Source organism: Demequina sp. B12 (assembly GCF_028823635.1).
Classification (GTDB): Bacteria; Actinomycetota; Actinomycetes; order Actinomycetales; family Demequinaceae; genus Demequina.
The window spans coordinates 270,875-297,780 of sequence record NZ_JAPEHU010000004.1; the positions used below are offsets into that span (position 1 = coordinate 270,875).

Genomic DNA, 26,906 nt, shown 5'->3' on the forward strand with positions numbered 1-26,906 from the left:
CCGCCCTATGGGGCGTGGGGCCCTCCGGGTGGCGGCTCGAGAGTGCTGTCGTGGCGCTCGGGCGGTAGCCCGGTGCGTTCGGCGCGGCGGAGTGTGCGCTGCCTGACCCGGCGTTGAGCCTCGCGGCGTTTGCGTAGTTGATAGGCCTCGCGACGCGGCTGGGGCACGGTGACGTGGAAGATGGGCCCCAGCAGTCTCACAGCCATCGCCACTGCCACCGCAATCACCACGACCCATAGCTCGTCCAGGTAGGAGTAGACGGCGGTGTACGTCAGGGACGCAGCCAGCCCCGCGACCGCGGCAGGTGGTCCCACGTACATGATCGAGGACGGCCTGCCCTGAAGCGCGTCCGCGATCACGACGCCACCCACGGACGCGCAGGTGCCGATGAGGACCACCGCGACCGGCTTGAGCCCGGCAATCAACGCCGCATTCGCTCCCACACAGGCAAACAGGCCGATGCTGAGGCTGTCGAGTGCCCACAGCACCTTGGAGAGCTTCTTGAGATACACCAGCGCGAGCGCGCCGATGACGGTGGCCACTGCGGCGGTGATGAGATAGGCGGGGTCTCGAAACGCCGCGGGGGGCAGGTTCCCGAGCAGCACGTCACGCACCACACCACCACCAAAGCCCAGTGCGGCTGCGAGGGTGAACACGCCCACGATGTCGGTGTGTTCTTCCTCGCCAGCGCGGATCGAACCCAGGAGTGCGCCCACGAACACAGCCACCAAGTTGATGGCGAGCGGGATATCAAGAGCCTCAGGCATGAGCACAGAGTAGGGAGGGAAAGTCCCGGGATCGTGCCATCGAGGTCACGACACGCGCATCGGTGCCATTGCGCATGGCCTACCGTTCACAGCGGACTAGCCCAAGAGCTTTGCCTTCGCGGCAGCGAACTCGGCCTCGGAGAGCACTCCAGCCGCCTTCATCTCTGCAAGCTTCGAAAGCTGAGCCATGAGGTCGTCGCTGGCCCCGGACGCCTGGACGGCAGCCGGTGCCGCTGGTGCCGCCTGCACCTGCGCAGCCTGTTGCTGTTCCACATACTGCTGTTGCTGGCGCGCTTGTGCACGGCCTGCTTGACGCCTTGCCACACCTCCCGACACCGCGGTTGCGGTACCCGAGATCACTGCAGTGCGTGCCATCGTCCCCAACAGGCCGGGACGGCCAATCCGACGAGCCATGTCAGTTCCCCTCGCCTTCCAGAGCTGCGATCTCTGCCAGGACTTCTTCCACCACCGGCCCCGGGACACGAATGGTGTCGACGAGTTCGCCGCCGGCCTCCTGCACAGCGGCACTCAGTGGTTTGAACCACGTGTGCTCAAACACCAGCATCGCCGCGGCGCCGCCGACAGGCAGGTCAGCCGCAAGGTCCTCGACGTCTTCCTCGGACACCAAACCGTCGACCCGGTCCAGCAACGACGCCAGCTGAGTGATGGCGGCATCGTCTGTCTCTTGATCGAGCTCGACGTACTCCAGATCATCGTCTCCGACCCGGCGCACGAAGACCCCGTCGATGATGCTGATCGTCCCTGACTCCACCAATGCGGTGAGTTCCTTCACAATGTCGCCCTTGAACTCGCCTCCGTGAAACGCGATGACGGCGATCTCGACTGGTCCCATACTCACGTGTCCACATCCTTGTGTTGGTCGCAGTGGTGTGCTTGCGCGGGCCATACGAACCCGTCACTTCGCAGGCTATTGCCGCAGCGCGGCCCCGGCAACCGCTAGCCCCTTCACCGACTCATCCCGACCCGTACGACACGTCGGTCGTGTCCTGGTTGAGCCGTGTGTAACGGCGGTGGTAGCCTGGTCTTGCTTCCCCCGGTTGGCACAGGGCCCCGGCGGATAGCAATCCCTAGGTTTTCAGGCGTTTGCGGACGACGGCGTACGCGCACACCCCGGCGCCTGCAGAGGGGGATTCTCGCACTCAATCAAGAGCCACCCTGGCTCGTGCGAGGGAAGGATAAGCGTGACCGACACGACAGCGGCCGCAGCGGATAACAGCGCGGCCCTCAGCGCCATGAAATTGCCGCAACTCCAGGCCTTGGCGTCCGAACTGGGCGTCTCCGGTGTGAAGAAGATGCGCAAGGGCGACCTAGTAGAAGCCATCAAGAACGGCGGCGTAGTGCCCGCCAAGGCAGCACCCAAGGCTGCCAAGCAGAGCGACAAGCCTGCCGCACAGACCACAGCCGAGCCCGCATCGTCCGATGCCGCAACCCCGGACGCCAAGGGCGACTCGGGTGCGAGCCAAGACGATGCCGCAGCATCGGCCCCTCAGCGTTCCGGACGCGGGGGACGCAACAATGCCAAGTCCCAGGGCGGCGACGCTCCCGCCCAGGCCCCACAGCGTGAGGGCGGTGACAACCGTTCGGATCGCGCCCGCCGTGCAGCCGAGGCGGTACAGCTCGCCTCCGCGTCGAAGGATGGCGCCGGCGAAGCGCCCAAGGACAACGCCCAGGGCGAGTCCAAGAACGACCGCAAGAACAGCGACCGCAACAACGGTGGCCAAAACAACCAGGGCGGTCAGAACAACCAGGGCGGCCAGAACAACAACGACCGTTCGAACGATGACGACGAGCGCGGTGGTCGCCGTCGCCGTGGACGTGGCCGCGGACGTGGCCGTGGACGCGATCGCGATGACAACCAGGGCGGTGGCGGCCGTCAGGATGAGGACGAGGTCCGCGAGGACGAAGAGCTCACTCCGGTGGGCGGCATCGTCGACGTGCTCGACAACTACGCATTCGTGCGCACCACCGGGTACTTGGCTGGAAAGTCGGACGTCTACGTCTCGATGAACCAGGTCAAGAAGTACGGCCTGCGCAAGGGTGACGCCGTGACCGGTGCTGTCCGTCCTCCCCGTCCGGGTGAGCGTGGCCAGCGCCAGAAGTTCAACGCCCTCGCCCGCGTCGACACCGTCAACGGTATGTCGCCGGAAGAAGCCAAGGCGCGCCCCGTGTTCGGCGACCTGACGCCGCTGTACCCCCAGCAGCGTCTGCACCTTGAGACCGAAGCCCGTGAACTCACCGGTCGTGTGGTCGACCTCGTCGCCCCGATCGGTAAGGGTCAGCGCGGTCTGATCGTGTCGCCTCCCAAGGCCGGTAAGACGCTGGTCCTGCAGGCGATCGCGAACGCCATCACTAAGAACAACCCTGAGGTTCACCTCATGGTCGTGCTGGTGGATGAGCGTCCCGAGGAAGTCACCGACATGCAGCGCACCGTGAAGGGCGAAGTGATTGCTTCGACCTTCGACCGTCCTGCAGATGACCACACCTCGGTCGCTGAACTTGCGATCGAGCGCGCCAAGCGTCTGACCGAGCTCGGTCAGGACGTCGTGGTGTTGCTGGACTCGATCACCCGCCTGGGCCGCGCGTACAACATCTCTGCCCCCGCATCGGGCCGAATCCTCTCCGGTGGTGTGGACAGCTCCGCGCTGTACCCGCCCAAGCGCTTCTTTGGTGCTGCGCGCAACATCGAGAACGGCGGCTCGCTCACCATCCTCGCGACCGCGCTGGTAGAAACCGGTTCGAAGGCGGACGAGGTCATCTTCGAAGAGTTCAAGGGCACCGGCAACATGGAGCTGAAGCTGTCGCGTCAGCTCGCCGACCGCCGCATCTTCCCGGCCGTTGACGCGAACGCGTCCGGTACGCGCCGCGAAGAGATCCTGATGAGCGCAGAAGAGCTCAAGGTCATGTGGAAGCTGCGTCGTGTGCTCACCGCGCTCGAGCAGCAGCAGGCCATCGAGTTGCTCCTGGGCAAGCTCAAGGAGAACAAGACCAACGCTGAGTTCCTCATGCAGGTCGCCAAGACCACCCCTGGTGGAGACGACGACCTCGCGAAGTAACTCGCACTAGCGCAAGGCCCGGGCCAACCGAAAGGTTGGACCCGGGCCTTCTGCATACTGGGTTGTGTGCCAACGCGAGTTAGCCCTGGCCTTGACAGTCATGGCAGAATAGATCGCTGGCCGTCCGGTTCACCGACCACGAAATCCGTGCAAGGACCCGGAGGCACCTCTAAAGGGAGATCATGAAGAAGGACATCCACCCCGAGTACGTGGCCACCACTGTCACGTGCACCTGTGGCAGCACGTTCGAGACCAACTCGACGGTCACTGCCGGTCAGATCCACGTTGAGGTCTGCTCCGCTTGCCACCCGTTCTACACCGGCAAGCAGAAGATCATGGACACCGGTGGTCGTGTGGCGCGCTTCGAAAAGCGCTACGGCAACAAGAAGTAACGCCGGAACAACTTTTACGACGACGTGGCCGAAGCCTTCGCAGCGGTCCAGCCTTTGCTGGCCGAATACGCCGATATTGAGCAGCAGCTTGCTGACCCCGCTATCCATGCCGATGCGGGGCGTTCGCGCACGCTCGGCCGGCGTTTTGCGGAGCTCGGCCGCGTCGTCGCTGCCCATCGTGCCTGGGCTACCGCGCACGATGATCTTGAGGCAGCGCAAGAAATGGCGGAAGTGGACCCTGAGTTCGCTGCAGAGATCCCCGCGCTTGAAGAGGCTGCCAACGAGGCAACCGAGACGCTGCGCCGGATCCTGATTCCGCGTGACCCGGACGATGCTCGCGACGTGATCGTGGAGATCAAGTCCGGTGAAGGTGGCGAGGAGTCAGCGCTGTTCGCTGGCGATTTGCTGAAGATGTACCTGAAGTACGCCGAGTCCAAGGGCTGGAAGGCTGAGATTCTCGAAGCCACCGAGACCGACATGGGTGGCTACAAGGACATCTCTGTTGCCGTGAAGTACAAGGGCAACCCGGAGCCGGAGGACGGCGTGTGGGCTCACCTGAAGTACGAGGGCGGCGTGCACCGTGTCCAGCGTGTTCCGGCAACGGAGTCGCAGGGCCGTATTCACACGTCCGCGGCCGGCGTGCTGGTGTACCCGGAGGCGGAAGAGGTCGAGGATGTCGAGCTCGACATGAACGAGGTGCGCGTGGACGTGTACCGCTCGTCTGGTCCGGGTGGTCAGTCGGTGAACACCACTGACTCGGCTGTCCGTTTGACGCACATTCCCACGGGCATCGTGGTGAGCTGCCAGAACGAGAAGAGCCAGCTCCAGAACAAGGAGTCGGCCATGCGTATCTTGCGAGCCCGCTTGCTCGCGGCCCAGAAGGAGGCTGCGGAGGCTGAGGCGCAGGATATGCGTAAGTCGCAGGTACGCACGGTGGACCGCTCGGAGCGCATCCGCACCTACAACTTCCCCGAAAACCGGATCGCGGATCACCGCACTGGTTATAAGGCATACAACTTGGATCACGTGCTCGCGGGCGACCTTCAGCCGGTCATTCAGTCAGCGATCGATGCTGACGAGGCCGCGCGTCTGGCCGCGCACGAGGCCTGACGTGCCCAGCGTCGGCGCTCGTCTTCGCGAGATTTCCCGTCGCCTGGCCGATGCCGGGGTGCCGTCTCCGCAGGCCGATGCTGTGGCGCTGATGGCGCACACCTTCGGCTGGGAGCCGTCTGAGGTCCGTACCGCTGCTGCGCGCGACGATTCGTGGCCTGACGAGAATCCCCTCGATTTGGATCGCCTTGAGGCGCGGGTGACGCGACGTGAGGCGCGCGAGCCGCTGCAACACATCCTGGGCACGGCGTACTTCCGTGAACTGACGTTGCAGGTGGGTCCTGGGGTGTTTGTGCCGCGCCCAGAGACGGAGTCGGTCGCGCAGGTGGCTATTGACGCTGCGAAGGCCGCGACGCCTGGCCGTGACGGCAAGGTCCGGGTGACGGATCTGTGTGCGGGTTCGGGGGCTATCGGCTTGTCCGTTGCCGTTGAGGTGCCCCACGCTGAGGTCACCTTGGTCGAGGCTTCCGAGGCTGCGATGGTGTACTTGCGGCTCAACGCCCGCATGATCCCGGCGGAGGCCCGTGCACGCGTGAAGATCGTCATGGCTGACGCACGTCGCTGCCTGCACCTGTTTGAGCGTTGTGCGGATGTGGTGGTGACGAACCCGCCGTACATTCCGCCGAACGGTGTTCCGCGTGATCCCGAGGTGCGTGATTTTGATCCGCCCGAGGCGTTGTACGGCCTGGGCGAGGATGGTTTGGATGTCCCGCGCGCCATTGTGGATGAGGCGGCCCGCCTTCTGCGAGTCGGTGGAACGTTGATCATGGAGCATGGGGACGAGCAGGGCCCTGCTTTGCGTGAGTTCGCGCAGCGCTCGGAGTTTTGGCACGGTGCTCAGACGGTCAAGGATTTGACTGACCGGGACAGGATGCTCGTCGTCACTCGCGACGGTGTCTGACAGACTGGGGTACGTGATGTATCCATGCTCTGACCCTTCTTCGTGGGGCCCTAGTCTCGATGCCGCGGTTGATGCGGTGAACCGTGGCGCTGTCATTGTTTTGCCAACGGACACGGTGTACGGCGTGGGCGCTGATGCGTTCCAGCCGAATGCTGTTGCGGCAGTGTTGGCTGCGAAGGGGCGTGGACGGCAGATGCCTCCGCCGGTGCTGATTCCTGATGTGCGGACTGTCGATGGTCTGGGTATGGATGTGCCTCTATCTGCGCGCGCATTGATGGAGGCGTTTTGGCCGGGCGCGTTGACGGTGATTGTGAATGCGCAGCCGTCGTTGGCGTGGGATTTGGGGGACACTCACGGGACTGTGGCGTTGCGGATGCCTGATCATCCTGCGGCGTTGGCTTTGTTGAAGCGCACGGGACCGCTTGCGGTGACGAGCGCGAACAAGACGGGGGAGCCTGCGGCAACCTCGGCGGCCGATGCTGAAGCGCAGTTGGGGGATGCGGTCGCGGTGTATCTCGATGGGGGAGTGAGCCCTTTGGGGACCGCTTCCACGATTGTGGATGCGACTCACCCGGCAGGTTTGCGTGTGCTGCGTGATGGGGGAGTTTCGCGTGAGCAGTTGGTCGAGATTGCGGGGGCGGACGCTTTTGTTGTCGATGCTGAGGAGTCCGACGGGTGAAGGTCTACCTCACCCTGCTGGTGATCGCTGCGCTGGTGACCTACGCGGCGACCCCGGCAATGAGGCACCTCGCGTATAAGGTCGGCGCGGTGACCGCTGTGCGGTCGCGTGATGTGCACCGCAAGCCCACGGCAAGGTTGGGCGGCATTGCGATTTTCGCTGGCCTTGCCGCCGGTATCGCGATTGCTGCGAACATTCCGTTCTTGGAGCCGGTTTTTGAGGCCAGCAACGGCGCTTGGGGTGTCGTCGGTGGTGCCGCGTTGGTGTGTGCCTTGGGCATGGCCGATGACGTGTGGGACTTGGACTGGATGGCCAAACTGGCGGGTCAGATTCTGGCGGCGCTCATCATGGCCTGGTCTGGAGTCCAGTTGGTGACGGTCCCGATTGCTGGGCTCACGATCGGAAGCTCGTATCTGTCGCTTGCGGCCACGGTGATTGTGGTCGTGGTGGCGATGAATGCTGTGAACTTCGTGGACGGCCTGGATGGTTTGGCTGCGGGGATGATCGCCATTGGTGGAGCCGCGTTCTTGACGTACACCTATGTGTTGGCGCGGTCGGCTTCGCCTGGAGATTACTCGTCGTTGGCGTCGCTGATCCTGGCAGTGTTGGTGGGTGCGTGTTTGGGGTTCTTGCCGCACAACATGCATCCTGCGCGTATCTTCATGGGCGACTCTGGCTCGATGACCTTGGGACTCACCATTGCTGGCGCGGCCATCATTGTGACGGGTCAGATTGACCCCGAGGTGGTGTCGGAGCGCGTCTCGGTGCCGGCGTTCATCCCAATCGTCTTGCCGCTCATGGTGGTGGCGATTCCGCTTCTGGACATGACGCTCGCGGTGTTGCGGCGCACGTTGAAGGGCAAGAGTCCTTTCATGCCTGACGCGCACCACCTGCATCACGTGTTGTTGCGGGCGGGCCACTCGCACCGCTGGGCGGTGTCCGTCTTGTACTTATGGACGGGACTGTTGTCCTTCGGGACGGTGTCGCTGGTGTTTATGCCTGCGAAGACATCCTTGCTCGTGGTGGGCATCGGCATGGTGATCACGCTGGTCATTACTTTCTCGCCTGCATGGCGCAGGCGGCTGTCGGGTTACTATCGTGCGGCCGGTCGCAAGGCCAAACCTCTTCAACGGCTCACGCCTGAAGGTCACGCGCAGCAGCACGATGACCTGGCTTCCGCATCGGCTGCATCTGACTCCACCCCCACCTCCCAGGAGAAGTAGTGAACGAGGAATCCCTGACGTACCGCAAGGCTTTGCGAGTCACCACGATCGGCGTTGTTGGCTTGGCGTTGATTGCGATCCCCGTGGGCTTGCTGGTGGGCGGCGGTGTGGGGTTGATGTCCGCTGAAGTCGGCGTCGTGATCGCGGCGCTTGCAGGACTCACCACGCAGGCGGCGATGGTTCTCGCACACGACAAGCCGGCGCAGACGATGGCCGCATACGTGGGTGGGTCGTGGCTCCTGAAGATGCTGATCATTATTGTTGCCCTGCTCGTTCTGCAGGGGGTGGACAGCTTCCACAAGGGCCTCTTTGCAGGCTTCATGATGGTCGGGGTCGTGGGGACCTTGGCCATTGACTTTTGGGTTGTGCGGAGCGCCCGCATTCCCTACGTAGACCCCGGTTCCAAGTAACACCTGACATGCGTTAGGATTCTTGACGCATCACGGTCCCCGGCGTGCTCGGCACCTCCCGCCCGCGCGTGCTACAACACCAGGAGAATCTCTGTGGCGAATCTAGCCCTGGGTGCGGCAACGACTGCCGCTTCCGAGCTCGCTTCCGAAGAAAGCACGTCTAATGGCTTCTTTGGCTGGCTCTTTAGCTCGAACGGCTTCCATGCCCCGACCGTCGATGAGTTCTTTCCGCCAGCACTGCTCTTCGAAGGCACCATCTTCGAGTTCAACCGGATCGAGTTGGCGCGTGTCATCGCAGCCGCTGTCCTGATCCTGCTGGTGTGGCTCGTCGTCCGTAACGCAAAGCTTGTCCCCGGCCGTGGCCAGGGCGCTTTCGAAATGATCCTCGACTTTGTGCGGACGCAGATCGTTGAACAGGTGATGAGCAAGGAGAACGCCAAGCGCTTCCTCCCGTTCCTCACCACGCTGTTCCTCGCGATCCTCGCGTTCAACATCACCGGTGTCATTCCGTTTATCAACATGGCAGGTACCTCGCTGATCGGGCTTCCGATCATCATGGCGATCTGGGTGTATGTCCTGTACCTGGGCGTGGGTGTCAAGCAGCACGGACTGGGCGGCTACCTCAAGGCCAGCCTGTTCCCGGCCGGTGTTCCTAAGGGCATCTATGTCCTGCTGACCCCGATCGAGTTCTTGCAGGTCTTCATCCTGCGTCCCGCCACGTTGGCGCTGCGACTGTGCGCCAACATGATGGCGGGTCACCTTCTGCTGGTGCTGTGCTTCGCGGCCACCCAGTACTTCTTCTTCGAAGCTGCCGGTGCCATGAAGGCAATGAGCACCGTCACCTTCGCTGCAGGCTTCGCTTTCACGCTGTTCGAGATCTTCGTCGCAGCGTTGCAGGCATACGTGTTCGTCATGCTGTCGTCCGTGTACATCAACATGGCGATCGAAGAAGAGCACTAAACACTCAACCAAGTCGTGTGCCGTCACCCCGGCGGCTCACCTAAGGAAGGAAACACAGTGGACGTCACCACTCTCGCGGAGGTCTCCGGCAACGTCGCGACCATCGGCTACGGCCTCGCCGCAACCGGCCCCGGCATCGGTCTGGGCATCCTGATCGGTAAGACCATCGAGGGCATGTCCCGTCAGCCCGAGGTCGCAGGCCAGCTCCGCGCCACCATGTTCATTGGTGTTGCGTTCGTTGAGGTGCTCGCACTTCTCGGTCTGGTCACCGGCTTCCTCTTCACCTAAGCCATGACCTCACTCAGCCAGTTGGTCGTCGCGGCCGAGGAGTCGAGCAAGAACCCGCTCTTCCCGGCCCCGTACGACATCCTGTGGTCGTCGATCATCTTCGTGATCATCGTCGCCGTCTTCATGAAGCTCCTGCTGCCCAAGTTGCAGTCGGTGCTGGATGAGCGCGCCGAGAAGATCGAGGGTGGTCTCCAGAAGGCCGAGGAAGCACAGGCGGAGGCAGCGGCGGCACTCGAGGAGTACACCGCGCAGTTGACTGAAGCCCGTGCTGAAGGTGCGCGTATCCGTGAGGACGCTCGCTCCGAGGCCAGCCAGATTGTGACCGATAGCCACTCGCGTGCTTCCGACGATGCCAAGCGCATCGTCGAGACCGCTCACAAGCAGGTGGAAGCGGAGCGCCAGCAGGCGATCGTTTCGCTGCGAACTGAGGTCGGAACTCTCGCGACTGAGCTCGCTTCTCGAATCGTTGGCGAGTCGCTCGCCGATGACGCGCGCCAGCAGCGCATCATCGACAGCTTCCTCGACGACCTCGAGGCGCAGGTCTCTCAGCAGAAGGCGGAAGGGTAGGCGCCGATGCGCGGAACCAGTCAGGCCTCGCACGACGCGGTACTGCGGGAGTTTGATCCCGTAGCCACCGCTGCTGGCGAGGACGGGATCACGATTGCCGAGCACCTGTTTGTGGTGGTCGACGCGCTCGACACGTCGGGCTCGCTCCGACGCGCGCTTACTGACCCCGCCCGACCCGGCAAGGACAAGGCTTCACTGGTCACGCAGCTGTTTGGCTCGCTTGATCAGCGTGCTGTGGACGCCGTTTCGGCGTTCGCCTCCTCGCGTTGGTCGGACGAGGCAGATCTTGCGGAGTCCATTGAGGACGCCGGCGAGATGGCGCTCTTTGCCTACTCGGACAACAAGGGCACGCTGCAGAATGTCGAGGATGAGCTGTTCCGTGTCGAGCGTCTGCTCGAGGGACACCGCGAACTCCTCACTGCGATGAGCAACCGCTCTGCGACCAAGGAACAGCGTCTGAACCTGCTTGAGGAGACCTTCGGCTCCAAGTTGCACCCCACCACTCACGCGTTGCTCGCTCGTGTGGTGGCCGTGCCTCGTGGACGCCGGTTGGTTCCCGCAATCAAGGAACTGTTGGCACAAGCCGCCGAGCGCCGTGGGCGCACCGTCGCATCCGTGACCTCGGCTGTGGAACTGTCAGCAGCTCAGCGCACCCGCCTCGCGTCGATCTTGGCCAGCGCCTACGGTCGCGAAGTCCAGATCAACGTCGCCGTGGACCCTGAGGTCCTGGGCGGCATCCGAGTTCAGGTCGGCTCTGAGGTGGTGGACGGCACCATCATCAGCAAGCTCGACGACGCCCGACGACGACTCGTCGGCTAGTACAGACGACCGCCGCCCCCGGGCGGCAGTGACAGGAGAGAAATATGGCTGAGTTGACGATCAGTCCCGATGAGATCCGGGCTGCGCTCGACAACTACGTGAAGTCGTACGAGCCCTCTGGCGTGGTGACCGAGGAAGTGGGCCGCGTCACGCTGGCCGCTGACGGCATTGCGAACGTCGAGGGCCTGCCCGGCTGCATGGCAAACGAGCTGTTGCGCTTCGAAGACGGAACCCTGGGCCTGGCCCTGAACCTCGACGTGCGCGAAATCGGTGTTGTGGTGTTGGGTGAGTTCACCGGCATCGAAGAGGGCCAGCAGGTCCACCGCACCGGCGAAGTGTTGTCCGTCGCCGTGGGTGACGGCTACCTGGGCCGTGTGGTTGACCCCCTGGGTAACCCCGTTGATGGCCTGGGTGAGATCGAAACTGACGGGCGCCGCGCCCTGGAGCTCCAGGCTCCCGGCGTGATGCAGCGTAAGTCGGTTCACGAGCCGCTGCAGACCGGTCTGAAGTCGATCGACGCGATGATCCCGATCGGTCGCGGTCAGCGCCAGCTGATCATTGGTGACCGTCAGACGGGTAAGACCGCGATCGCGATCGACACCATCATCAACCAGAAGGAGAACTGGGACTCGGGCGACCCCACCAAGCAGGTTCGCTGCATCTACGTCGCCATCGGTCAGAAGGGCTCGACCATTGCCTCCGTGCGTGGCGCCCTGGAAGAGGCTGGCGCACTGGAGTACACGACGATCGTCGCTGCTCCCGCATCGGACCCCGCAGGCTTCAAGTACTTGGCGCCTTACACCGGTTCCGCCATCGGTCAGCACTGGATGTACCAGGGCAAGCACGTCCTGGTCATCTTCGATGACCTGTCCAAGCAGGCCGAGGCGTACCGAGCCGTGTCGCTGCTGCTGCGCCGCCCGCCGGGCCGTGAGGCATACCCCGGTGACGTCTTCTACTTGCACTCCCGTCTGCTCGAGCGTTGTGCCAAGCTCTCGGACGAGATGGGTGCCGGTTCGATGACCGGTCTTCCGGTGATCGAGACCAAGGCAAACGACGTCTCCGCATACATTCCGACCAACGTGATTTCGATCACCGACGGTCAGATCTTCCTCCAGTCCGACCTCTTCAACGCCAACCAGCGCCCCGCAATCGACGTCGGTATCTCCGTGTCTCGCGTCGGTGGTTCGGCACAGGTGAAGGCCATGAAGAAGGTCTCCGGAACCCTGAAGATCGACCTCGCTCAGTACCGTTCGCTCGAAGCGTTCGCGATGTTCGCCTCGGACCTCGACGCGGCTTCACGCCAGCAGCTGACGCGTGGTGCACGCCTGATGGAACTGCTCAAGCAGCCCCAGTACACGCCGTACCCCGTTGAAGAGCAGGTTGTCTCGATCTGGGCCGGCACCAAGGGCAAGCTCGACAAGATTCCCGTGAACGACGTCTTGCGTTTCGAGCGCGAGTTGATCGACCACCTGCGTCGTGGCACCACTGTCCTGTCCGACATCGCCAGCACCGGCCAGCTCTCCGACGAGAACGAGGAGACGCTGAACAAGGAGATCGACGACTTCGTGTCGACCTTCTTGCAGACCGAAGGTACTGAACTGTCGACCAGCGCCTCGATCGAGGGCGGCGGTGAAGCTGCTGAGGAGCAGGCACAGATCGTCGCGAAGAAGAAGTAGGCACTGATGGGTGGACAGCAGCGCGTTTACCGGCAGCGGATCCGGTCTACGCAGTCGCTTAAGAAGATCTTCCGTGCGATGGAGCTCATTGCGGCTTCACGCATCGGTAAGGCTCGCGACCGTGTGGCCGCCGCTGGTCCGTACTCGCAGGCCATCACGCGTGCCATCAGCGCCGTCGCCACGCACTCCAAGGTCGAGCACCCGCTGACCTCGGAGCGCACGGACTCTGACCGGATTGCCGTGCTCGTCATTACCGCTGACCGCGGTATGGCGGGCGCCTATTCGGCCAATGTGCTCCGCGAGAGCGAGCGCATGAAGGAGCGTCTGGAAGGCCGCGGCAAGACCGTGGTTCCCTACGCTCTGGGCCGTCGTGGCGTGACCTACTTCAAGTTCCGCAAGCGCGACATCGGTGGCGAGTGGACTGGCGAGTCGGACTCACCGACCGTCGAGACCGCTCGTGAAATCGCTCGCGAGCTCTACAGCGCTTTCACCGCTCCGGCGGAGGAAGGCGGCGTCGCAGAACTCCGTATCGTCTACACGCACTTCAACTCCATGGTTGCGCAGGAGCCCCGGGTTATCCGCCTGCTGCCTTTGGCCGTGGTGGAAGGTGTAGCGGAGCCGGGCGAAGACGTAGAGCCGCTGTACGAGTTCGAGCCGGGTGCCGAGGAAGTCCTCGATGCTTTGCTCCCTCGCTACATCGAGTCCCGAATTCACGCTTGCATGCTGCAGGCCGCGGCATCCGAGCTGGCAAGCCGCCAGCGCGCGATGAACACGGCCGTGAGCAACGCGGAAGACATCATTCGTCAGTACACCCGACTCGCCAACTCGGCGCGTCAGGCAGAGATCACACAGGAAATCAGCGAGATTGTCTCGGGCGCCGACGCGCTCGCGGCCTCGTGACCGGAAGGCATATCCATGACTCCCACCGCTAAGTCCGACGCCAAGAAGGCGCCGGCTAAGAAGAAGGCCGCCGACGGCGCTGACGCCGTCGCGTCGAAGCCCGAGGCGCACGAGCCGGTCGTCGGTCGCGTTGCACGCGTCATTGGCCCGGTTGTTGACATCGAGTTCCCTGCGGACGCGATTCCCGACATCTACCACGCACTGACGGTCGACATCGACCTGTCTGCGCAGGGTGAAGACGAGGGCGTGCTGCACATGACGCTTGAGGTTGCTCAGCACCTCGGCGACAACATGGTGCGTGCCGTTGCTCTGAAGCCGACCGATGGCCTGGTGCGTGGCGCCAAGGTCCTCGACACCGGTGCTCCGATCTCCGTCCCCGTTGGCGATGTCACCACGGGTCACGTGTTCAACGTGACCGGTGAGGTGCTCAACGCCAAGGAAGGCGAGCAGATCGAGATCACCGAGCGCTGGCCCATCCACCGCAAGCCCCCGGCCTTCGACCAGCTTGAGTCCAAGACTCAGATGTTCGAGACCGGCATTAAGTCGATCGACCTTCTGACCCCCTATGTGCAGGGTGGAAAGATCGGTCTGTTCGGTGGTGCCGGTGTGGGTAAGACCGTTCTGATCCAGGAAATGATCTACCGCGTGGCGAACAACCACGACGGTGTGTCGGTGTTTGCTGGTGTGGGGGAGCGTACCCGCGAGGGCAACGACCTCATCGAGGAAATGACTGAGTCCGGCGTGATCAACCAGACCGCGCTGGTGTTCGGCCAGATGGATGAGCCGCCGGGCACGCGTCTGCGTGTGGCCCTGTCTGCTCTGACCATGGCGGAGTACTTCCGCGATGTGCAGAAGCAGGACGTGCTGCTGTTCATTGACAACATCTTCCGCTTCACGCAGGCAGGTTCTGAGGTCTCGACCCTTCTGGGCCGTATGCCTTCGGCCGTGGGTTACCAGCCCAACCTGGCGGATGAGATGGGTCAGCTCCAGGAGCGCATCACCTCGACCCGTGGTCACTCGATTACGTCACTTCAGGCCATCTACGTGCCTGCGGATGACTACACCGACCCGGCTCCGGCTACGACGTTCGCGCACCTCGATGCCACCACCGAGCTCTCGCGTGAGATCGCGTCGCGTGGTCTGTACCCCGCGATCGACCCGCTGACCTCGACGTCGCGCATCCTGGACCCGCGTTACGTGGGTGCTCAGCACTACCAGGTGGCCTCGGACGTCAAGGCGATCCTGCAGCGCAACAAGGAACTTCAGGACATCATCGCGATCCTGGGTGTCGACGAGCTGTCCGAAGAGGACAAGATCATCGTGGCCCGTGCGCGTAAGATCCAGCAGTTCCTGTCGCAGAACACCTACATGGCGACCCAGTTCACCGGTGTGGCGGGTTCGACCGTGCCGCTCACGGAGACGATCGATGCCTTCGCCGGCATTGTGGACGGCAAGTACGACCACATCGCAGAGCAGGCGTTCTTCAACATCGGTGGTCTTGAAGACCTCGACAAGGCGTGGAACAAGATCCAGAAGGAGCTCGGCTAATCATGGCTGACGCCCTGACTGTCGACATCGTCGCCCCGGACCGCACTGTGTGGTCCGGGACGGCGAGCCGCGTGATCGCGCCGTCCATCGAGGGTGAGGTGGGTCTGCTCGCGAGTCACGAGCCCCTGCTGGCCATTCTCAAGGCTGGAACGGTGCGGGTGACGAGCGAATCTGGGAAGCATGAGTTCCCGGTGACCGGCGGCTTTGTGTCGTTCGACCACAACACCATCACGATCGTCGCGGACGCCGTCGCTACCGACAAGGACTAGTCCGTGCGCGTCGTTATTGCGCGCTGCGCCGCCCGTTATAGCGGGCGGCTCAGCGCGCATTTGCCTTTGGCCACTCGGGCCATCATGGTGAAAGCCGATGGTTCGGTGTTGCTTCATTCGGATGGTGGCTCGTACAAGCCGCTGAACTGGATGAGCCCGCCGTGCACCACCCGTGAAGTGGAACCAAGTGACGCTCAGCTTGAGGCGGGCGTCACCCAGGTGTGGACCGTTCAGCACGACAAGACGGATGACCGTCTAGAGATCGAGTTGTACGAGGTTCACTCCGACACTGAGCACGAGTTGGGACAGGATCCGGGCCTGATCAAGGACGGCGTGGAGGCTCACCTTCAGGAACTGCTCGCGGAGCAGATTGCACTGTTGGGTGAAGGTCACACGTTGGTGCGGCGCGAGTACATGACAGCCATCGGCCCCGTGGACATCCTTGCGAAGTCCCCGGCTGGCACTTCCGTAGCCGTGGAAATCAAGCGGCGCGGAGAAATCGACGGCGTGGAGCAACTCACGCGCTACCTGGAACTGATGAACAGGGACCCCCTGTTGAGCCCTGTGGAGGGCGTGTTTGCTGCCCAGGAGATCAAACCGCAGGCGCGCGTCTTGGCGCAGGACCGGGGCATCCGCTGTGTGCTCTTGGACTACGACGCCATGCGCGGCGCGGACGACCCCAGCACGCGCTTGTTCTAGGCAGGGTCCTTCACGGGCAGCCAGTCCAGCACGGACTGAATCTCGCGGTCCCAAGCGCCCCACTCGTGGTCGCCAGGCGACTCGTGATACTCCAGTCCCACATTGTTATCGCGCGCGGCCTGTGTGAAGGCTCGGTTCTGGTCGAGCAGGAAGTCTTCGGTCCCGCACCAGGCCTTGAGGGCAGGCAGCGTTGTGGGGTCGGCCGTGCGCGCCAGATGTACGAGGTCGTTGTCACTGCCTCGCGTTTGCTCGCGGGTACCAAAGGTGCGCAGATACTCATCGGTCCATTCGGGGGAGTTGACTCCGTCGAGTGCGCCCGACAACGACGCTGCGGCTGCGTACTGGTGGGGTCTGTTCAGTGCTGCTTTGAATGCTCCGTGACCCCCCCATCGACAGTCCCGCGATGAAGGTGTCTTCTCGTCGTGAGGACAGCGGGAAGAAACCTCCCATGATCCGTGGGAGCTCGTCGATAAGGTGGGTGAAGTAGGGGTAGCCGTCGACTTGGTTGCTGTAGAAGCTGCGGTGCACGTTGGGCATCACGACTGCGAGCGATCTGTCGGCGACGTAGCGTTCGATTGAGGTGCGCCGGAGCCATACCGAGTCGTCGTCTGAGAGTCCGTGGAGCAGGTACAGGGTCGGTAGCGCCGCGCGAGCAGGCGCGCTGGCCATGCCGATCTGTTGATTCACGGCTTGGGGCAGGATGACCGTCGCAGTCATGGACATGCCGAGCACGTCGGAGAAGTATCGGCAGGTGATCTGCGCCATGGGCGGCTCCTTTTCGCTACCAGGGGAGAGGGTGTTCCTAGGCTCTCACCTCGCGCGCTAGTTACCAGACGGTAGAAAAGCGCGAAACGTTTCGTTTATACTGCTGGCATGACCACGACGCCGCAGACTTTCCCCCAGGACTTCCTCTTTGGAGCAGCCACCGCCTCCTACCAAATCGAGGGCGGAGCACACGAGGGCGGCCGCGGCCGCTCCATCTGGGACACCTTTTGCGCGACCCCCGACAAGGTCGTGGGTGGCGACAACGGCGATGTGGCGTGTGACCACTTCCACCGCTGGGAAGACGACGTCGACATGATGGTCGACCTTGGCCTCCAGGCCTACCGCTTCTCCATCGCCTGGCCCCGCGTGCAGCCGGGCGGCACCGGCGAGTTCAACGAGGAAGGCATCGCGTTCTACCGCAACCTCATCACGCGCCTGATTGACAAAGGTATTAAGCCCCTCATCACGCTGTACCACTGGGACCTCCCCCAGGAACTGCAGGACAAGGGCGGCTGGGTCAACCGCGAAACGGTCGACCACTTTGTTGCCTACGCCACCCGCATGTTCCACGAGTTCAACGCGGACGTCGACATGTGGGCAACATTTAACGAGCCCTGGGTAGCAGCATTCGTTGGCTACGGCGCCGGCGCCCACGCCCCGGGGCACACCGATCCCGTTGAGGCGCTTACCGCTGCGCACCACCTCAACTTGGCGCACGCACGCGCCTACCGCGCCATGAAGGCGATCAACCCTAGCCCCAGCATCGGGCTTGTCAATAACTGCCACACGCCACGCCCGTGGGACCCCTCGAACCCCCAGGACCTCGCGGCATCGGCTCATATTGACGCGCTCGCCAACACGATGTTCCACCAGCCCTTCATCGACGGTGGCTACCCAGAAATCCTGCGACCCAACACTGCCCACCTCACGGACTGGGCCTTCGTCCACGCGGGGGATGAGGCTGAGATGAAGGGCGCGGTCGACTGGTTCGGCGTCAACTACTACGCATCGCACTTGGTGCGCCACAACCCCCACAAGGGCAAGGCCCACAGCGATGTGGCGACGCTCGCCGACGGCCACAAGGCTGGCGCGGGTACTGCTTGGCCCGGTGACGAAGAGATCGAGTTCATGCCACCCCTGGGTGACCTCACCGCCATGGGCTGGAACATCGACCCCAGTGCGTTGACCGCCCACCTGCTGAAGATTCACCGCGAAACCGGCAAGCCCATCTATGTCACTGAGAACGGCTCCGCCTGGGACGACGTCGTCGATGCCGACGGACGCGTACGCGACACGAACCGTATCGCCTACGCCCACGGTCACATCGGCGCGGTCCTGGGCGCTATTCACGAAGGTGCGGACGTGCGTGGCTACATGGCGTGGTCGCTCATGGACAACTTCGAATGGGCGCAGGGCTACGCCAAGCGCTTCGGCATCGTTCGAGTCGACTATGACACGCTCGAACGCCGCTGGAAGGACTCCGCTTACTGGTACGCAGAGGTCCTCCGCCAGCGTGCAGTGGTCCCCACCGATGCCGAGCTCGCGGACACGCCTCCCCGCACCTTCTAGCGGCACGGGGCGTAAGCCCGTCACCGTAAACTCGTAGGCATGCCCAAGTCCCGTCGATCACGCAAGCGCCCCTATGGGCAACCGCACGAAGAACTGGACGTCGACAGACTCGCAGCATCCGTGGGTGCTCGGCGCGAACGGGGCCCGCGCGGCGAAGAGTATGTGGTGGCGGTGCCGCGCCCCAGCGAGAAGACCTACATCTGTCCGGGGTGCCAGCAAGAGATCGCACCCCAGACTGCCCACGTCGTGGCATGGGCGGCCGACGGACTGTTCGGCTCCGAGGCTGCGGCACGGGATCGGCGACACTGGCATACGCACTGCTGGAACACCTTTGGGAGGAGCTAAGTGACGGACGCGATCCAGGGCGAGGAGATTCGCTCGATGACCGTGTTGCCCGCGATTCGTGAGGAGATTGTTCTTCACACGGACGACGGACTGGAACTGGTAGGGGAGTTGGCACTTCCCGATGGCAGGCCCCCGGTGGCGACGTTGATCACTTTGCATCCCTTGCCCACCCACGGTGGGTTCATGGACTCGCATGTCTACCGCAAGGCGGCTTGGCGACTGCCGGCGCTCGCGGACATCGCTGTCCTGCGTTTCAACACACGCGGCACCACTTCGCCTCGCGGGACGAGTGAAGGTGCGTTCGACGAAGGCATCGGGGAAGCGGCCGATGTGCGGGCAGCGGTGGACTTCGCGGTGTCACGTGGGCTGCCACACAGGTGGCTCGTGGGCTGGTCGTTCGGTACGGAGTTGGCGCTCAAGTACGGCGCACCGTTGGACGTGGAGGGCGCGATCTTGCTTTCCCCGCCGCTCCACCGCGCCACCGAAAGTGACATGCTGACGTGGACTGAATCGGGCAAACCCGTCACGATCATGGTGCCCGAGTTGGATGACTTCTTGCAGCCGGCACAGGCGCAGGAGCGCTTCCAGCCCTTGGCTCAGGCCGAACTTGTGGCGGTTGACGGCGCCAAACACCTGTGGGTTGGCGAGAAGTACGTCAGACTGGTGCTGGACCGCATCGTCCAGCAGGTAGTACCCGGTGCGGGCCCGTTGCCCACTCACGTCCCCTAGCCGACCTGTTTCACTTCGCCGGAACTCTCTGGCGAAGCCGTACTCGCACGCACAGAGTTTGGAGACGCCGATGTCCGCGCCCGTAGTCTTCCTCAACGCCTTTCCAGTCGACCGTGCCCAGTGGGAGGGGCTCCTTGCCGTCCTCGGGTCTGACGTCCGTGGCGACGTCATCACGTTCGATATGCCGGGCATCGGCCAGATGCCCCTCACTGATGAGGACCCTGCGCTCGAGTTGATCGCCGATGCTGCCGTCCTGGCGATGCGAGAAGCGACAGGGGAGCAGGCCGCCGTGTGGGTGGGCTGCTCGATGGGTGGCTATGTGGCGATGGCGGTGGCCGAGCGGCATCCCGATGCGGTTGCAGGGCTTGGCCTCATTGCCACCAAGTCCGTCGCCGACACGGATGAGGCGCGTCAGAAACGCCAGGCCGTCGCTGAGGCACACGAAGGCCAGGAGCATCCTGCAGATCCGCGTGCCATGGCGGAGCCGCTGGTGGGAACCCAAGGAGGCAGGCGGGAGGAACTCGTCGAGTGGGTGACCGCGAACATCGCGCGCCACGGTGGTGACGGCATCGCATGGGGGCAACGGGCCATGGCCGACCGCCCCGACCGCACTGAGGTGCTCCGCAGCGTTGACGCGCCATCAGTCGTGATTGCAGGCGAACACGACGGCATTGTGCCGCAAGCAGACATTGTGCTCATGGCACAGGCCCTGGGGGTCACCCCCGTCATCATTGAGGGTGCCGGTCACCTCGCAGCGTTTGAAGACCCAGCCGCAGTGGCCCAAGCCTTGTCGCCGCTGTTCGCGTAGGACTTATCTGCCGCGAGTCCCTCGTCCTGGATGTCAGAACTGAAGGTCCCGGACGCTACTTGCCCCAGGAGTTCCCTCCGGCCAGGCGCTTGGCCAGCGCATCGGCCATAGGCATGGACTCGCCGTCGCGGCCGCCCTTGCCCAGTTCGATCGGAGCCTCTGCGGGCGCCATCGTGACGCCGGAGAGCAATCCTTTGAGGGATTTGGGCGTGCTGAGGACATAGAACTGGCCGTCAGTACCCACGCCCACCGTACGGTCCTTCTTGAGGTACCAGCCCGTCACGTTGGTCTTGTAGCGCGCAGAGCCGTCATAGGTGCGCGCGGTCAGGCGTTCGGTCGTGAGGCCTGCTGCACGCGCATCCTCGACGAACTGGGCGATCAGCGCGAGGGCCTCCCGGGACTGCGCGGCACGCGTCCGTTCCAGCGCTTCGGCTCGCCGTACGCGTGCATCTGCAGATTCCGTCATCGTGGTCGCTCCGAGCGATTAGTCCTCGGCGCCTGCCTTCACTTCTGCCTTTGACTCGGCAGCTTCCGCAGCCTCGTGCTGGTCTTTGAGGGCCGATGCTTTCGCAAGCCCCGCGACGGGGTCGGCACCCAGAAGGCCGCGCAGGTCATCCAGGTACGTCGTGATCGACTCGCGTTGGCGGTTCAGGTCTTCCACTTCACGTGCGGCCATGATGCGCTCGCGTTCGGCGTCGGAAACCGCTTCGGAGATGATCGCCTCGGCGTGCTCACGGGCCTCGGAGACAATCTCATCGGCGTTGTTGCGAGCGTTAGTGAGCAGCGTCTGCGAGTGGACCTCGGCGTCGCGGCGGACGGACTCTGCTCGCTCGAGCGCATCGGATAGGCGCTCTTCGGCTTCATCCGCGCGGACCTTGGCATCCTCGACCATGGCAGCGGTTTCGGCCTTGGCTTCTTCGTGACGCGTAGTGAGGTCCTGCTCAGCGGTCTCACGACGCTGCGCAATCTCGATCTGGAGATCCTCGCGAGTGCGGCGGGCCTCCTCGTGGGCGGCTTCGGCTTCCGCATGAGCTTCTGCGCGAGCGGCTTCTGCGTCACGCTGAGCGGTGGCGACGATGTGGTTCGCTTCCTGCTTCGCCGCGGCGATCCGCTCATCCGCCTGGGTCTCGGCGTCTTGGGCGGCCTTGGCGGCGTCGCGGTCGGCGGCTTCGCGGGTGGACTGAGCGTAGGCGTCGGCCTCGCGGCGGGTGGTCTCGGCGTAGGTGTCGGTGTCGTGTCGTGTCGAAGCGTCGTAGTCGTCGGCTTCGCGGCGCACCTGAGCAGCATCGTCGTCGGCGTCCGTGCGAGTGGTCTCTGCGTAGTCGTCGGCGCTCTTACGCGTGGACTGATCGTAAAGATCGGCTTCCTTGCGCAGTTGGCGGCTCGCCGTTTCCGCGGCCTGCTTGGTTGCTGCGGCGTAGTCGTCAGCATCCTTGCGGGTCAGCGTGCTGTAGTCATCGCTGGCGGCACGAGTCTCGGTGTCGTAGTCGTCTGCCGCTGCCCGCGTGTCGACGTTGTACTGGTCGGCCTCGGCGGACACGGACGTCTTGTAGTCGTCTGCTTCGGCCATCGTGACCCGGCGGTACTCGTCGGCTTGTGAGCGGGTCGCACCGTCGTAGTCGTCCGCTGCAGTGCGGACTTCGGTCGCGTCTGCCTCAGCCTGGGCGCGGGTCTGGGCTTCGTACTCGTCCGCCCGCTGCCGGGTGTCGGCGTCGTAGTCGTTCGAGGCCTGCCTGGTCGCGACGTCGTACAGGTCAGCGGCGGAGCGGGTCTCTTCCGCGTAGCGGTCCGCCTCACCGTGGACAGTGGCGCGGTACTCGTCGGCCTCCGCGGTCACCGTGGCCTTGTACTGGTCGCCCTCGGCCTGCACGTCCGCACGGTAGGCGTCGGCCTCCGTGCGCACAGCCTGGTCGTACGTGTCCGTTTCTGAGCGGACCGTCGCGGAGTAGTCGTCTGCCGCAGCCCGAGTGTCGCGGTCGTAGTCGTTGGCTTCCTGCTCCACCTGGGCGCGGTGCTGAGCGGCCGCGGCGTGGGCGGCGGCGAGAGCGTCATCGGCGTCACGGCGGACCGTCGCGGAGTACTGGTCCGCGGCGGTCTTGGTGGTGTCGCGGTACTCGTCCGCTTCCGCCTGAGTGGCGTGCGCGTAGCCTTCCGCATCGGTGCGTGTGGCTTCGTCGTACTCGTCGGTATCTGCACGCAGCGAGTCAATCTCGCGCTTCACCTCGGCACGCAGATCGCGGGCTTCCGCTTCGGCGTCCTGGCGCGTGGCCTCTGCTTCACGATTTGCCTGGGTGAGGAACTGCTGAGCGTCGTTGCGCAGCGAGGCAGCATCCGACTCTGCCGAGATTCGAATGTCCGAGGCTTCCGCGTCGGCTGCCCCACGAGCTTCCTGAGCCTCTGCTGCGAGGCGACGTGCCTCCGCGCGAGCCTCCTCAAGGGCCTTCTCTGCCTCGGCAAGGCGCTGTTCGGCCTGTGCTTGGGCTTCAGAGACGGCTGTCTCTGCCTCGGCACGAGCGGATTCGAGCGTTTCGTTGGCCTCACGCTGGGCTGCCACACGCAGTTCCGTGGCCTCGCGCTCAGCGGTGGCGCGGAGGGTGTGGACCTCGCGGTCTGCACCGGCCTTCAGTTCGGCGATCTCTGCGTCGATGCCGGCCTTGACACGTTCAGCGTCACGGCGGGCGCGTTCCACAGTCTCAGCGGCCTGGCGCTGCGCTGCCTCACGCGTGCCGGTGGCCTCCGACTCAGAAGCGATGCGGATCTCTTCGGCTTCACGACGTGACTGGGCGAGGATTTCTGCTACTTCGTTGTCAGCGCGCGCACGCAACTGCTGAGCGGAGACGTTGGCACGAGCGACGGTGTCCTGAGCGTGAGTGTTCGCTCGTGCGATCACGTCGGAGGACTGTTCCTCGGCAGACCGGAGCAACTGCTCCACACGCGCGCCAAGACCCTTATACGAGGGCTGATCAGCCTCACGAAGGGTCTTCTGAGCCTCTTCAAGGGCGCCACGCGTGTTCGCGGCTTCCTGCTGCGCCTTCTGCGCCGCCTCCCGGGCCTCCTTCACGGAGTCCTCAAGGCGAGCAATGTGAGCGGCGACTGCTTCTCGGTCATAACCTCGCATGGCAACCGGGAACGTCAGGCTCTCTTCAGGCATCTCATCTCCTCTAGCACGGCAATGTGCCGTGCACTCAGTCGACACCCAGGGTAATGCGCGCGGGCATCGGTCACAAAGCCACAAACTGGGCTGAGCGGACGAAACCTCCTAGAGTGATGGGTGGACCCCTAGGAGGAACGAGTGACGTTTAGGACAGCTGCCCTTGTGGCGGGAGCGCTGGGAGTGGTGCTTCTCACAGTGGGACTGATTGCCGATGCGCAACGCCCACCCACAGATGTGGAGGCCGTAGCAAGCCTCGACACCTCCGTGGTGGTGTACAGCCCGGAGATGGTGGAGTTCGCTGACGAGTCGCGCATTGGCGTCGACGGTTCCGGCGAAATCGTCGCCATGACTGCACGCCCGGTGGACGCCGATGCCTGGCTCGCCACCCGCGAAGCGACCGAGGTCACCGGCCTCCCAGAGTGGGAAGTGTTGTCCACGCAGGCGTACGAAGTTGCCGAACCGGAGCCAACCGCCAGCCCCACCACCTCGGCATCACCCAGCGCCGAGGCATCTCCCAGCCCCAGCCCGTCGCCGAGCGCATCGCCGTCCGGCGAAGGCGAAGAGGCTGAGCCCGTCGACGTCTTGTCGCAAACCTCCACCGACCTGTGGCGTCAGGAATGGAGCGGCACCGACCGTGTCGCCGTCGTGGCATCCAAGGTGCCCGACGGGGAGACCCTCGTCATCGCCAGCCGCGATGGTTCGCCGCTGACGACAACCGACCTCGCCCTGTCACGTGAAGTGAACGACGGCTGGATCACCCCGCTGATCTGGTGGGGCATCGCCCTCACCGTCGTGGGTGCCGTCGCACTGATCCTGCGCTTCTTCGACACCCGTCCGCTCCAGGCCAAGGCCGAAAACTGGCGCCAGGGACGCACCGGCACCGGAGACACAGATGCTGACCCCGGCTCACGCAGAGCACGCCGTGCCTCAGGCGCAGGCCTGCCCGAGGCGAGCCTCGACGAACCGGCGAGCCCCGCGACCGGCGCTACGCCGACCACGGGTGCTACCCCGACCACGGGTGCTACCCCGGTCACGGGCGCTACCCCGGTCACGGGTGGGAGCCCGATCTCCGGGCAAAGCCCCGTCAGCAGCCGCAGCCCCTTCCATCCCGTGACAGGCGGAACCCCAGCATCGGCCCCCTCGACGGGAAGCCCGCGCAGCGCGCAAAGCCCCGCCGTCGACGAAGGCCCGAACAACGGCGAAGGAGGCCGCGCATGAACCGCCGCATCATCGCCATCGGGACCGGAGCATCGGCCCTCTTGATGCTCACCGGCTGTGTCGCAGACGTCCCCGAACCTGTCACCGAGGCACCCGCGCTAGAACAAGAGGCTGCACTCCTCGAAGCACAGTCGGACCGCATCGTCGAAGCGACCATGGCGGAACTGGCCCTTGCGGACGAAGAAGCCGACGCCGACCTGCTCACGGACCGCATCGGCGGTGACGCTGTGACGGTACGCAAAGCGCAGTACACCCTCGCAAGCGCAGATGATGGGCCCACCCCAGTCGTGCTGCCCGCGGAGATGCAGGCCGTCTACTCGGTCGGCGCTGACACGTGGCCACGCACCCTCGCGTCGGTCAGCCAGCCCGCGGACGAGGATTCCACGCCTGTCGTCATGCTGTGGATCCAAGACGACGTTGACACCGACTATCAGCTTCGTGGATGGGCCCACATGATCCCCGGGGCAACGATCCCGGCCATGGCAGGCACCACCTCCGGCGCGGAACAACTCACCGTTGACGCGGACGGACTGCTCGCAACTCCCGAAGAAGCGATCAGCAACTACCTGGAGCTGCTGCGAGAAGGTGAAGACTCCGAGTTCGCCGAACAGTTCACCGCGGACTCCTACCGCGAACAACTGTTTGCTTCCCGCGAGGCACTCACCGAGACCGCGAACGACGCAGAAGGCGAGTACGTCGACACCATTGAGTCCGACATCGACAGCACCTACGTCATGGGCACCGCCGACGGTGGCGCCCTGGTGTTCGCGCCAGTGTCGGTGAAGTCGTCCTTCTCTGTGGACGACGGCATCGTTGAGATCGCGGGCGCACAGCAGCCACTCGTAGACGGCGACATCGAAGACGTAGCGGTCTACGAGTACCGCGACCTCATCGTGTTGCACATCCCCGCCGCCGACAGCGACGACACCGCTGGAGTGGTGGCAGCAGACCACAACCTCATCCGCATCACTGACAGCTAACCAGCACAAGTTCTCTGAGGAGATATGAGCACGAACAACCCCGAGGTTCCGCTCCGCGGCGCCCCCGACCTCTCCCACCTGGCTGCAGCACCGCAAGCCACCCCGGACATCCCCGTGTCGAGTCAGGGTGGCGGGCTGGGCGCTCCTGGCGCTTCCGGTGCGGCCCCCGCTCCTGGCGCGGCTGCTCCCGGCGCAACTCCCGCAGCCGGGTCTCCGGCCCAGGTGCAGGTGATCGACGTCAATGATGCGAATCTCAATGACCTCGCGCAGTCGTCGACCCAGGTGCCGATCGTCATCGTGTTCCTGTCGTCAGCGTCGCCCGCATCGAAGCAGCTGGTCGACCGCATGCGCGGCATCATCGCGCGCTACGACGGACGGCTGGTGCTCGGCCAGTGCGACATCGACACCAACGGTGGAATCGCCCAGGCACTGCAGATCTCCGCAGTCCCGACCACCATGGCGCTGATCGCAGCGCGCCCGGCACCACTGTTCCAGGGCGCCCCCGACGACGATCAGATCACCGGCGTCTTGGACCAGGTGCTCGAAATCGCCGCACAGAACGGCGTGACGGGGCGTGCCGCTGCGGCTGCACCCCAGGAAGCCGATGCCGCAGAGCCTGAGCCCGAGCCGTTGCCGCCGCTCCACCAAGAGGCGTACGACGCCATCGAGCGTGAAGACTACGCGGCGGCGATCGACGCCTACGACCGTGCCCTCCGTGAGAACCCCAAGGATGCCGACGCCCGCGCCGGACGCGCCCAGGTGTCCCTCATGGAACGTAGCCGGACTGCGGACCTGGCCGCCGTGCGCAAGGCTGCGGCCGACGATCCCGCCGACCTTGACGCCCAGCTTGCGGTGGCCGACATGGACATCATGGGCGGGCAGATCGAGGATGCCTTCGGACGCCTCATCGACGCGGTGCGCACCCACTTTGGGGACGACCGTGAACGGATCCGTGTGCGGCTCGTCGAGCTGTTCGACGTGGTCGGCACCGAGGATTCGCGCGTGGTGGAGGCGCGCCGCGCGCTCGCGGCAGCGCTGTTCTAACCCCGCCGGGTG

Annotated in this window: 30 protein-coding genes; 23 read left to right on the forward strand and 7 right to left on the reverse strand. The window is 64.3% G+C overall.

Translation table 11 applies throughout. The features are described from left to right. Positions 1-5 precede the first annotated feature (5 nt). The 3 genes from ON058_RS10660 to ON058_RS10670 form a co-directional block, all read right to left on the reverse strand. On the reverse strand, positions 6-767 hold the full coding sequence (locus ON058_RS10660; RefSeq protein ID WP_274669027.1) for a trimeric intracellular cation channel family protein: 762 nt from the start codon (positions 765-767) through the stop codon (positions 6-8). Between the two features lie 96 nt (positions 768-863). Further along, positions 864-1,181 (reverse strand): SHOCT domain-containing protein, encoded by a 318-nt coding sequence (locus ON058_RS10665; RefSeq protein ID WP_274669028.1) that lies wholly within the window; start codon positions 1,179-1,181, stop codon positions 864-866. A gap of 1 nt (position 1,182) precedes the next feature. Further along, the gene (locus ON058_RS10670; protein ID WP_274669105.1) at positions 1,183-1,620 is read right to left on the reverse strand and encodes a DUF6325 family protein; all 438 of its coding nucleotides are present in this window, start codon (positions 1,618-1,620) and stop codon (positions 1,183-1,185) included. Positions 1,621-1,969: 349 nt separating this feature from the next. Between ON058_RS10670 and rho the strand changes: the two genes are divergently transcribed. From rho to nucS, 16 genes are all read left to right on the forward strand, one after another. Further along, positions 1,970-3,841 carry a transcription termination factor Rho gene (gene rho / locus ON058_RS10675; RefSeq protein ID WP_274669029.1) on the forward strand — a complete coding sequence of 624 codons (1,872 nt, stop codon included), beginning with the start codon at positions 1,970-1,972 and terminating at the stop codon, positions 3,839-3,841. 182 nt (positions 3,842-4,023) lie between these two features. Continuing rightward, positions 4,024-4,233, forward strand: coding sequence for a 50S ribosomal protein L31 (gene rpmE, locus ON058_RS10680; protein WP_274669030.1), 210 nt, complete (start codon positions 4,024-4,026; stop codon positions 4,231-4,233). Positions 4,234-4,257: 24 nt separating this feature from the next. After that, positions 4,258-5,343: a peptide chain release factor 1 gene (gene prfA, locus ON058_RS10685; RefSeq protein WP_274669031.1), complete on the forward strand. Its 1,086-nt coding sequence runs from the start codon at positions 4,258-4,260 to the stop codon at positions 5,341-5,343. A gap of 1 nt (position 5,344) precedes the next feature. Next, positions 5,345-6,244, forward strand: coding sequence for a peptide chain release factor N(5)-glutamine methyltransferase (prmC, locus tag ON058_RS10690; RefSeq protein ID WP_274669032.1), 900 nt, complete (start codon positions 5,345-5,347; stop codon positions 6,242-6,244). Between the two features lie 16 nt (positions 6,245-6,260). After that, entirely contained in the window at positions 6,261-6,923 is a 663-nt protein-coding gene (locus tag ON058_RS10695; RefSeq protein ID WP_274669106.1) for an L-threonylcarbamoyladenylate synthase, read from the forward strand. Next, positions 6,920-8,146, forward strand: coding sequence for an MraY family glycosyltransferase (locus ON058_RS10700; RefSeq protein ID WP_274669033.1), 1,227 nt, complete (start codon positions 6,920-6,922; stop codon positions 8,144-8,146). Before ON058_RS10695 ends, ON058_RS10700 begins: the two co-directional genes overlap by 4 nt. Beyond that, complete coding sequence (locus tag ON058_RS10705; protein ID WP_274669034.1) at positions 8,146-8,556, forward strand: hypothetical protein; 411 nt, start codon at positions 8,146-8,148, stop codon at positions 8,554-8,556. Before ON058_RS10700 ends, ON058_RS10705 begins: the two co-directional genes overlap by 1 nt. A gap of 93 nt (positions 8,557-8,649) precedes the next feature. Continuing rightward, positions 8,650-9,516 carry a F0F1 ATP synthase subunit A gene (gene atpB, locus ON058_RS10710; protein WP_342453049.1) on the forward strand — a complete coding sequence of 289 codons (867 nt, stop codon included), beginning with the start codon at positions 8,650-8,652 and terminating at the stop codon, positions 9,514-9,516. Positions 9,517-9,573: 57 nt separating this feature from the next. Next, entirely contained in the window at positions 9,574-9,804 is a 231-nt protein-coding gene (atpE, locus tag ON058_RS10715; RefSeq protein WP_061961789.1) for an ATP synthase F0 subunit C, read from the forward strand. 3 nt (positions 9,805-9,807) lie between these two features. Next, positions 9,808-10,371: a F0F1 ATP synthase subunit B gene (locus ON058_RS10720; protein WP_274669035.1), complete on the forward strand. Its 564-nt coding sequence runs from the start codon at positions 9,808-9,810 to the stop codon at positions 10,369-10,371. Positions 10,372-10,377: 6 nt separating this feature from the next. Next, complete coding sequence (locus tag ON058_RS10725; RefSeq protein ID WP_274669036.1) at positions 10,378-11,190, forward strand: F0F1 ATP synthase subunit delta; 813 nt, start codon at positions 10,378-10,380, stop codon at positions 11,188-11,190. A gap of 44 nt (positions 11,191-11,234) precedes the next feature. Beyond that, complete coding sequence (atpA, locus tag ON058_RS10730) at positions 11,235-12,866, forward strand: F0F1 ATP synthase subunit alpha (RefSeq protein WP_274669037.1); 1,632 nt, start codon at positions 11,235-11,237, stop codon at positions 12,864-12,866. 6 nt (positions 12,867-12,872) lie between these two features. After that, positions 12,873-13,766, forward strand: coding sequence for a F0F1 ATP synthase subunit gamma (locus ON058_RS10735; protein ID WP_274669038.1), 894 nt, complete (start codon positions 12,873-12,875; stop codon positions 13,764-13,766). A gap of 15 nt (positions 13,767-13,781) precedes the next feature. Beyond that, positions 13,782-15,314 carry a F0F1 ATP synthase subunit beta gene (gene atpD / locus ON058_RS10740; protein WP_274669039.1) on the forward strand — a complete coding sequence of 511 codons (1,533 nt, stop codon included), beginning with the start codon at positions 13,782-13,784 and terminating at the stop codon, positions 15,312-15,314. Between the two features lie 2 nt (positions 15,315-15,316). After that, positions 15,317-15,583, forward strand: coding sequence for a F0F1 ATP synthase subunit epsilon (locus ON058_RS10745; RefSeq protein WP_274669040.1), 267 nt, complete (start codon positions 15,317-15,319; stop codon positions 15,581-15,583). Positions 15,584-15,586: 3 nt separating this feature from the next. Next, positions 15,587-16,282 carry an endonuclease NucS gene (gene nucS, locus ON058_RS10750; RefSeq protein WP_274669041.1) on the forward strand — a complete coding sequence of 232 codons (696 nt, stop codon included), beginning with the start codon at positions 15,587-15,589 and terminating at the stop codon, positions 16,280-16,282. On the opposite strand, the gene ON058_RS10755 is transcribed toward nucS, so the two are convergent. Continuing rightward, positions 16,279-16,605 (reverse strand): hypothetical protein, encoded by a 327-nt coding sequence (locus ON058_RS10755; RefSeq protein ID WP_369334911.1) that lies wholly within the window; start codon positions 16,603-16,605, stop codon positions 16,279-16,281. The two genes, nucS and ON058_RS10755, sit on opposite strands and share 4 nt — an antisense overlap. Continuing rightward, a complete protein-coding gene (locus ON058_RS10760; protein ID WP_274669042.1) occupies positions 16,559-17,047 on the reverse strand; it encodes an alpha/beta hydrolase family protein in 489 nt (162 codons plus the stop codon). The genes ON058_RS10755 and ON058_RS10760 overlap by 47 nt, the downstream gene beginning before the upstream one ends. 108 nt (positions 17,048-17,155) lie before the next feature. On the opposite strand from ON058_RS10760, the gene ON058_RS10765 reads away from it, so the two are divergent. The 4 genes from ON058_RS10765 to ON058_RS10780 all read left to right on the forward strand — a co-directional run bounded on the left by ON058_RS10765 (position 17,156) and on the right by ON058_RS10780 (position 20,498). Further along, a complete protein-coding gene (locus ON058_RS10765; RefSeq protein ID WP_274669043.1) occupies positions 17,156-18,616 on the forward strand; it encodes a glycoside hydrolase family 1 protein in 1,461 nt (486 codons plus the stop codon). Positions 18,617-18,655: 39 nt separating this feature from the next. After that, the gene (locus ON058_RS10770) at positions 18,656-18,961 is read left to right on the forward strand and encodes a hypothetical protein (protein ID WP_274669044.1); all 306 of its coding nucleotides are present in this window, start codon (positions 18,656-18,658) and stop codon (positions 18,959-18,961) included. Positions 18,962-18,997: 36 nt separating this feature from the next. Then, positions 18,998-19,690 (forward strand): alpha/beta hydrolase, encoded by a 693-nt coding sequence (locus ON058_RS10775; RefSeq protein ID WP_274669109.1) that lies wholly within the window; start codon positions 18,998-19,000, stop codon positions 19,688-19,690. Between the two features lie 70 nt (positions 19,691-19,760). Continuing rightward, positions 19,761-20,498, forward strand: a complete 738-nt coding sequence (locus ON058_RS10780) for an alpha/beta fold hydrolase (RefSeq protein WP_274669045.1) — start codon at positions 19,761-19,763, stop codon at positions 20,496-20,498. Between the two features lie 55 nt (positions 20,499-20,553). Here the strand turns inward: ON058_RS10780 and ON058_RS10785 are convergent, their stop codons facing one another. Next, the gene (locus ON058_RS10785) at positions 20,554-20,964 is read right to left on the reverse strand and encodes a hypothetical protein (RefSeq protein ID WP_274669046.1); all 411 of its coding nucleotides are present in this window, start codon (positions 20,962-20,964) and stop codon (positions 20,554-20,556) included. A gap of 18 nt (positions 20,965-20,982) precedes the next feature. Next, the gene (locus ON058_RS10790; protein WP_274669047.1) at positions 20,983-23,649 is read right to left on the reverse strand and encodes a hypothetical protein; all 2,667 of its coding nucleotides are present in this window, start codon (positions 23,647-23,649) and stop codon (positions 20,983-20,985) included. A gap of 141 nt (positions 23,650-23,790) precedes the next feature. Between ON058_RS10790 and ON058_RS10795 the strand changes: the two genes are divergently transcribed. Genes ON058_RS10795 through ON058_RS10805 form a run of 3 tightly spaced genes read left to right on the forward strand, consistent with a single transcriptional unit; the run spans position 23,791 to position 26,894 of the window. Beyond that, positions 23,791-24,870: a hypothetical protein gene (locus ON058_RS10795; protein ID WP_274669048.1), complete on the forward strand. Its 1,080-nt coding sequence runs from the start codon at positions 23,791-23,793 to the stop codon at positions 24,868-24,870. Next, the gene (locus ON058_RS10800; RefSeq protein ID WP_274669049.1) at positions 24,867-25,850 is read left to right on the forward strand and encodes a hypothetical protein; all 984 of its coding nucleotides are present in this window, start codon (positions 24,867-24,869) and stop codon (positions 25,848-25,850) included. The genes ON058_RS10795 and ON058_RS10800 overlap by 4 nt, the downstream gene beginning before the upstream one ends. A 24-nt stretch (positions 25,851-25,874) precedes the next feature. Next, on the forward strand, positions 25,875-26,894 hold the full coding sequence (locus ON058_RS10805; RefSeq protein ID WP_274669050.1) for a tetratricopeptide repeat protein: 1,020 nt from the start codon (positions 25,875-25,877) through the stop codon (positions 26,892-26,894). Positions 26,895-26,906: the final 12 nt, after the last annotated feature.

Excerpts from the sequence above, each read along its gene's own strand:
- ON058_RS10785 (WP_274669046.1), bottom strand. The coding sequence starts at position 20,964 with ATGACGGAATCTGCAGATGCACGCGTACGGCGAGCCGAAGCGCTGGAA.
- ON058_RS10780 (WP_274669045.1), top strand. The coding sequence starts at position 19,761 with ATGTCCGCGCCCGTAGTCTTCCTCAACGCCTTTCCAGTCGACCGTGCC.
- ON058_RS10725 (WP_274669036.1), top strand. The coding sequence starts at position 10,378 with ATGCGCGGAACCAGTCAGGCCTCGCACGACGCGGTACTGCGGGAGTTT.
- ON058_RS10745 (WP_274669040.1), top strand. The coding sequence starts at position 15,317 with ATGGCTGACGCCCTGACTGTCGACATCGTCGCCCCGGACCGCACTGTG.
- ON058_RS10670 (WP_274669105.1), bottom strand. The coding sequence starts at position 1,620 with ATGGGACCAGTCGAGATCGCCGTCATCGCGTTTCACGGAGGCGAGTTC.
- rpmE (WP_274669030.1), top strand. The coding sequence starts at position 4,024 with ATGAAGAAGGACATCCACCCCGAGTACGTGGCCACCACTGTCACGTGC.
- ON058_RS10720 (WP_274669035.1), top strand. The coding sequence starts at position 9,808 with ATGACCTCACTCAGCCAGTTGGTCGTCGCGGCCGAGGAGTCGAGCAAG.
- ON058_RS10665 (WP_274669028.1), bottom strand. The coding sequence starts at position 1,181 with ATGGCTCGTCGGATTGGCCGTCCCGGCCTGTTGGGGACGATGGCACGC.
- atpD (WP_274669039.1), top strand. The coding sequence starts at position 13,782 with ATGACTCCCACCGCTAAGTCCGACGCCAAGAAGGCGCCGGCTAAGAAG.
- ON058_RS10790 (WP_274669047.1), bottom strand. The coding sequence starts at position 23,649 with ATGCCTGAAGAGAGCCTGACGTTCCCGGTTGCCATGCGAGGTTATGAC.
- ON058_RS10735 (WP_274669038.1), top strand. The coding sequence starts at position 12,873 with ATGGGTGGACAGCAGCGCGTTTACCGGCAGCGGATCCGGTCTACGCAG.
- ON058_RS10805 (WP_274669050.1), top strand. The coding sequence starts at position 25,875 with ATGAGCACGAACAACCCCGAGGTTCCGCTCCGCGGCGCCCCCGACCTC.
- ON058_RS10695 (WP_274669106.1), top strand. The coding sequence starts at position 6,261 with ATGTATCCATGCTCTGACCCTTCTTCGTGGGGCCCTAGTCTCGATGCC.
- ON058_RS10775 (WP_274669109.1), top strand. The coding sequence starts at position 18,998 with ATGACCGTGTTGCCCGCGATTCGTGAGGAGATTGTTCTTCACACGGAC.
- ON058_RS10800 (WP_274669049.1), top strand. The coding sequence starts at position 24,867 with ATGAACCGCCGCATCATCGCCATCGGGACCGGAGCATCGGCCCTCTTG.
- ON058_RS10760 (WP_274669042.1), bottom strand. The coding sequence starts at position 17,047 with ATGGCGCAGATCACCTGCCGATACTTCTCCGACGTGCTCGGCATGTCC.
- ON058_RS10660 (WP_274669027.1), bottom strand. The coding sequence starts at position 767 with ATGCCTGAGGCTCTTGATATCCCGCTCGCCATCAACTTGGTGGCTGTG.
- ON058_RS10770 (WP_274669044.1), top strand. The coding sequence starts at position 18,656 with ATGCCCAAGTCCCGTCGATCACGCAAGCGCCCCTATGGGCAACCGCAC.
- atpA (WP_274669037.1), top strand. The coding sequence starts at position 11,235 with ATGGCTGAGTTGACGATCAGTCCCGATGAGATCCGGGCTGCGCTCGAC.
- ON058_RS10765 (WP_274669043.1), top strand. The coding sequence starts at position 17,156 with ATGACCACGACGCCGCAGACTTTCCCCCAGGACTTCCTCTTTGGAGCA.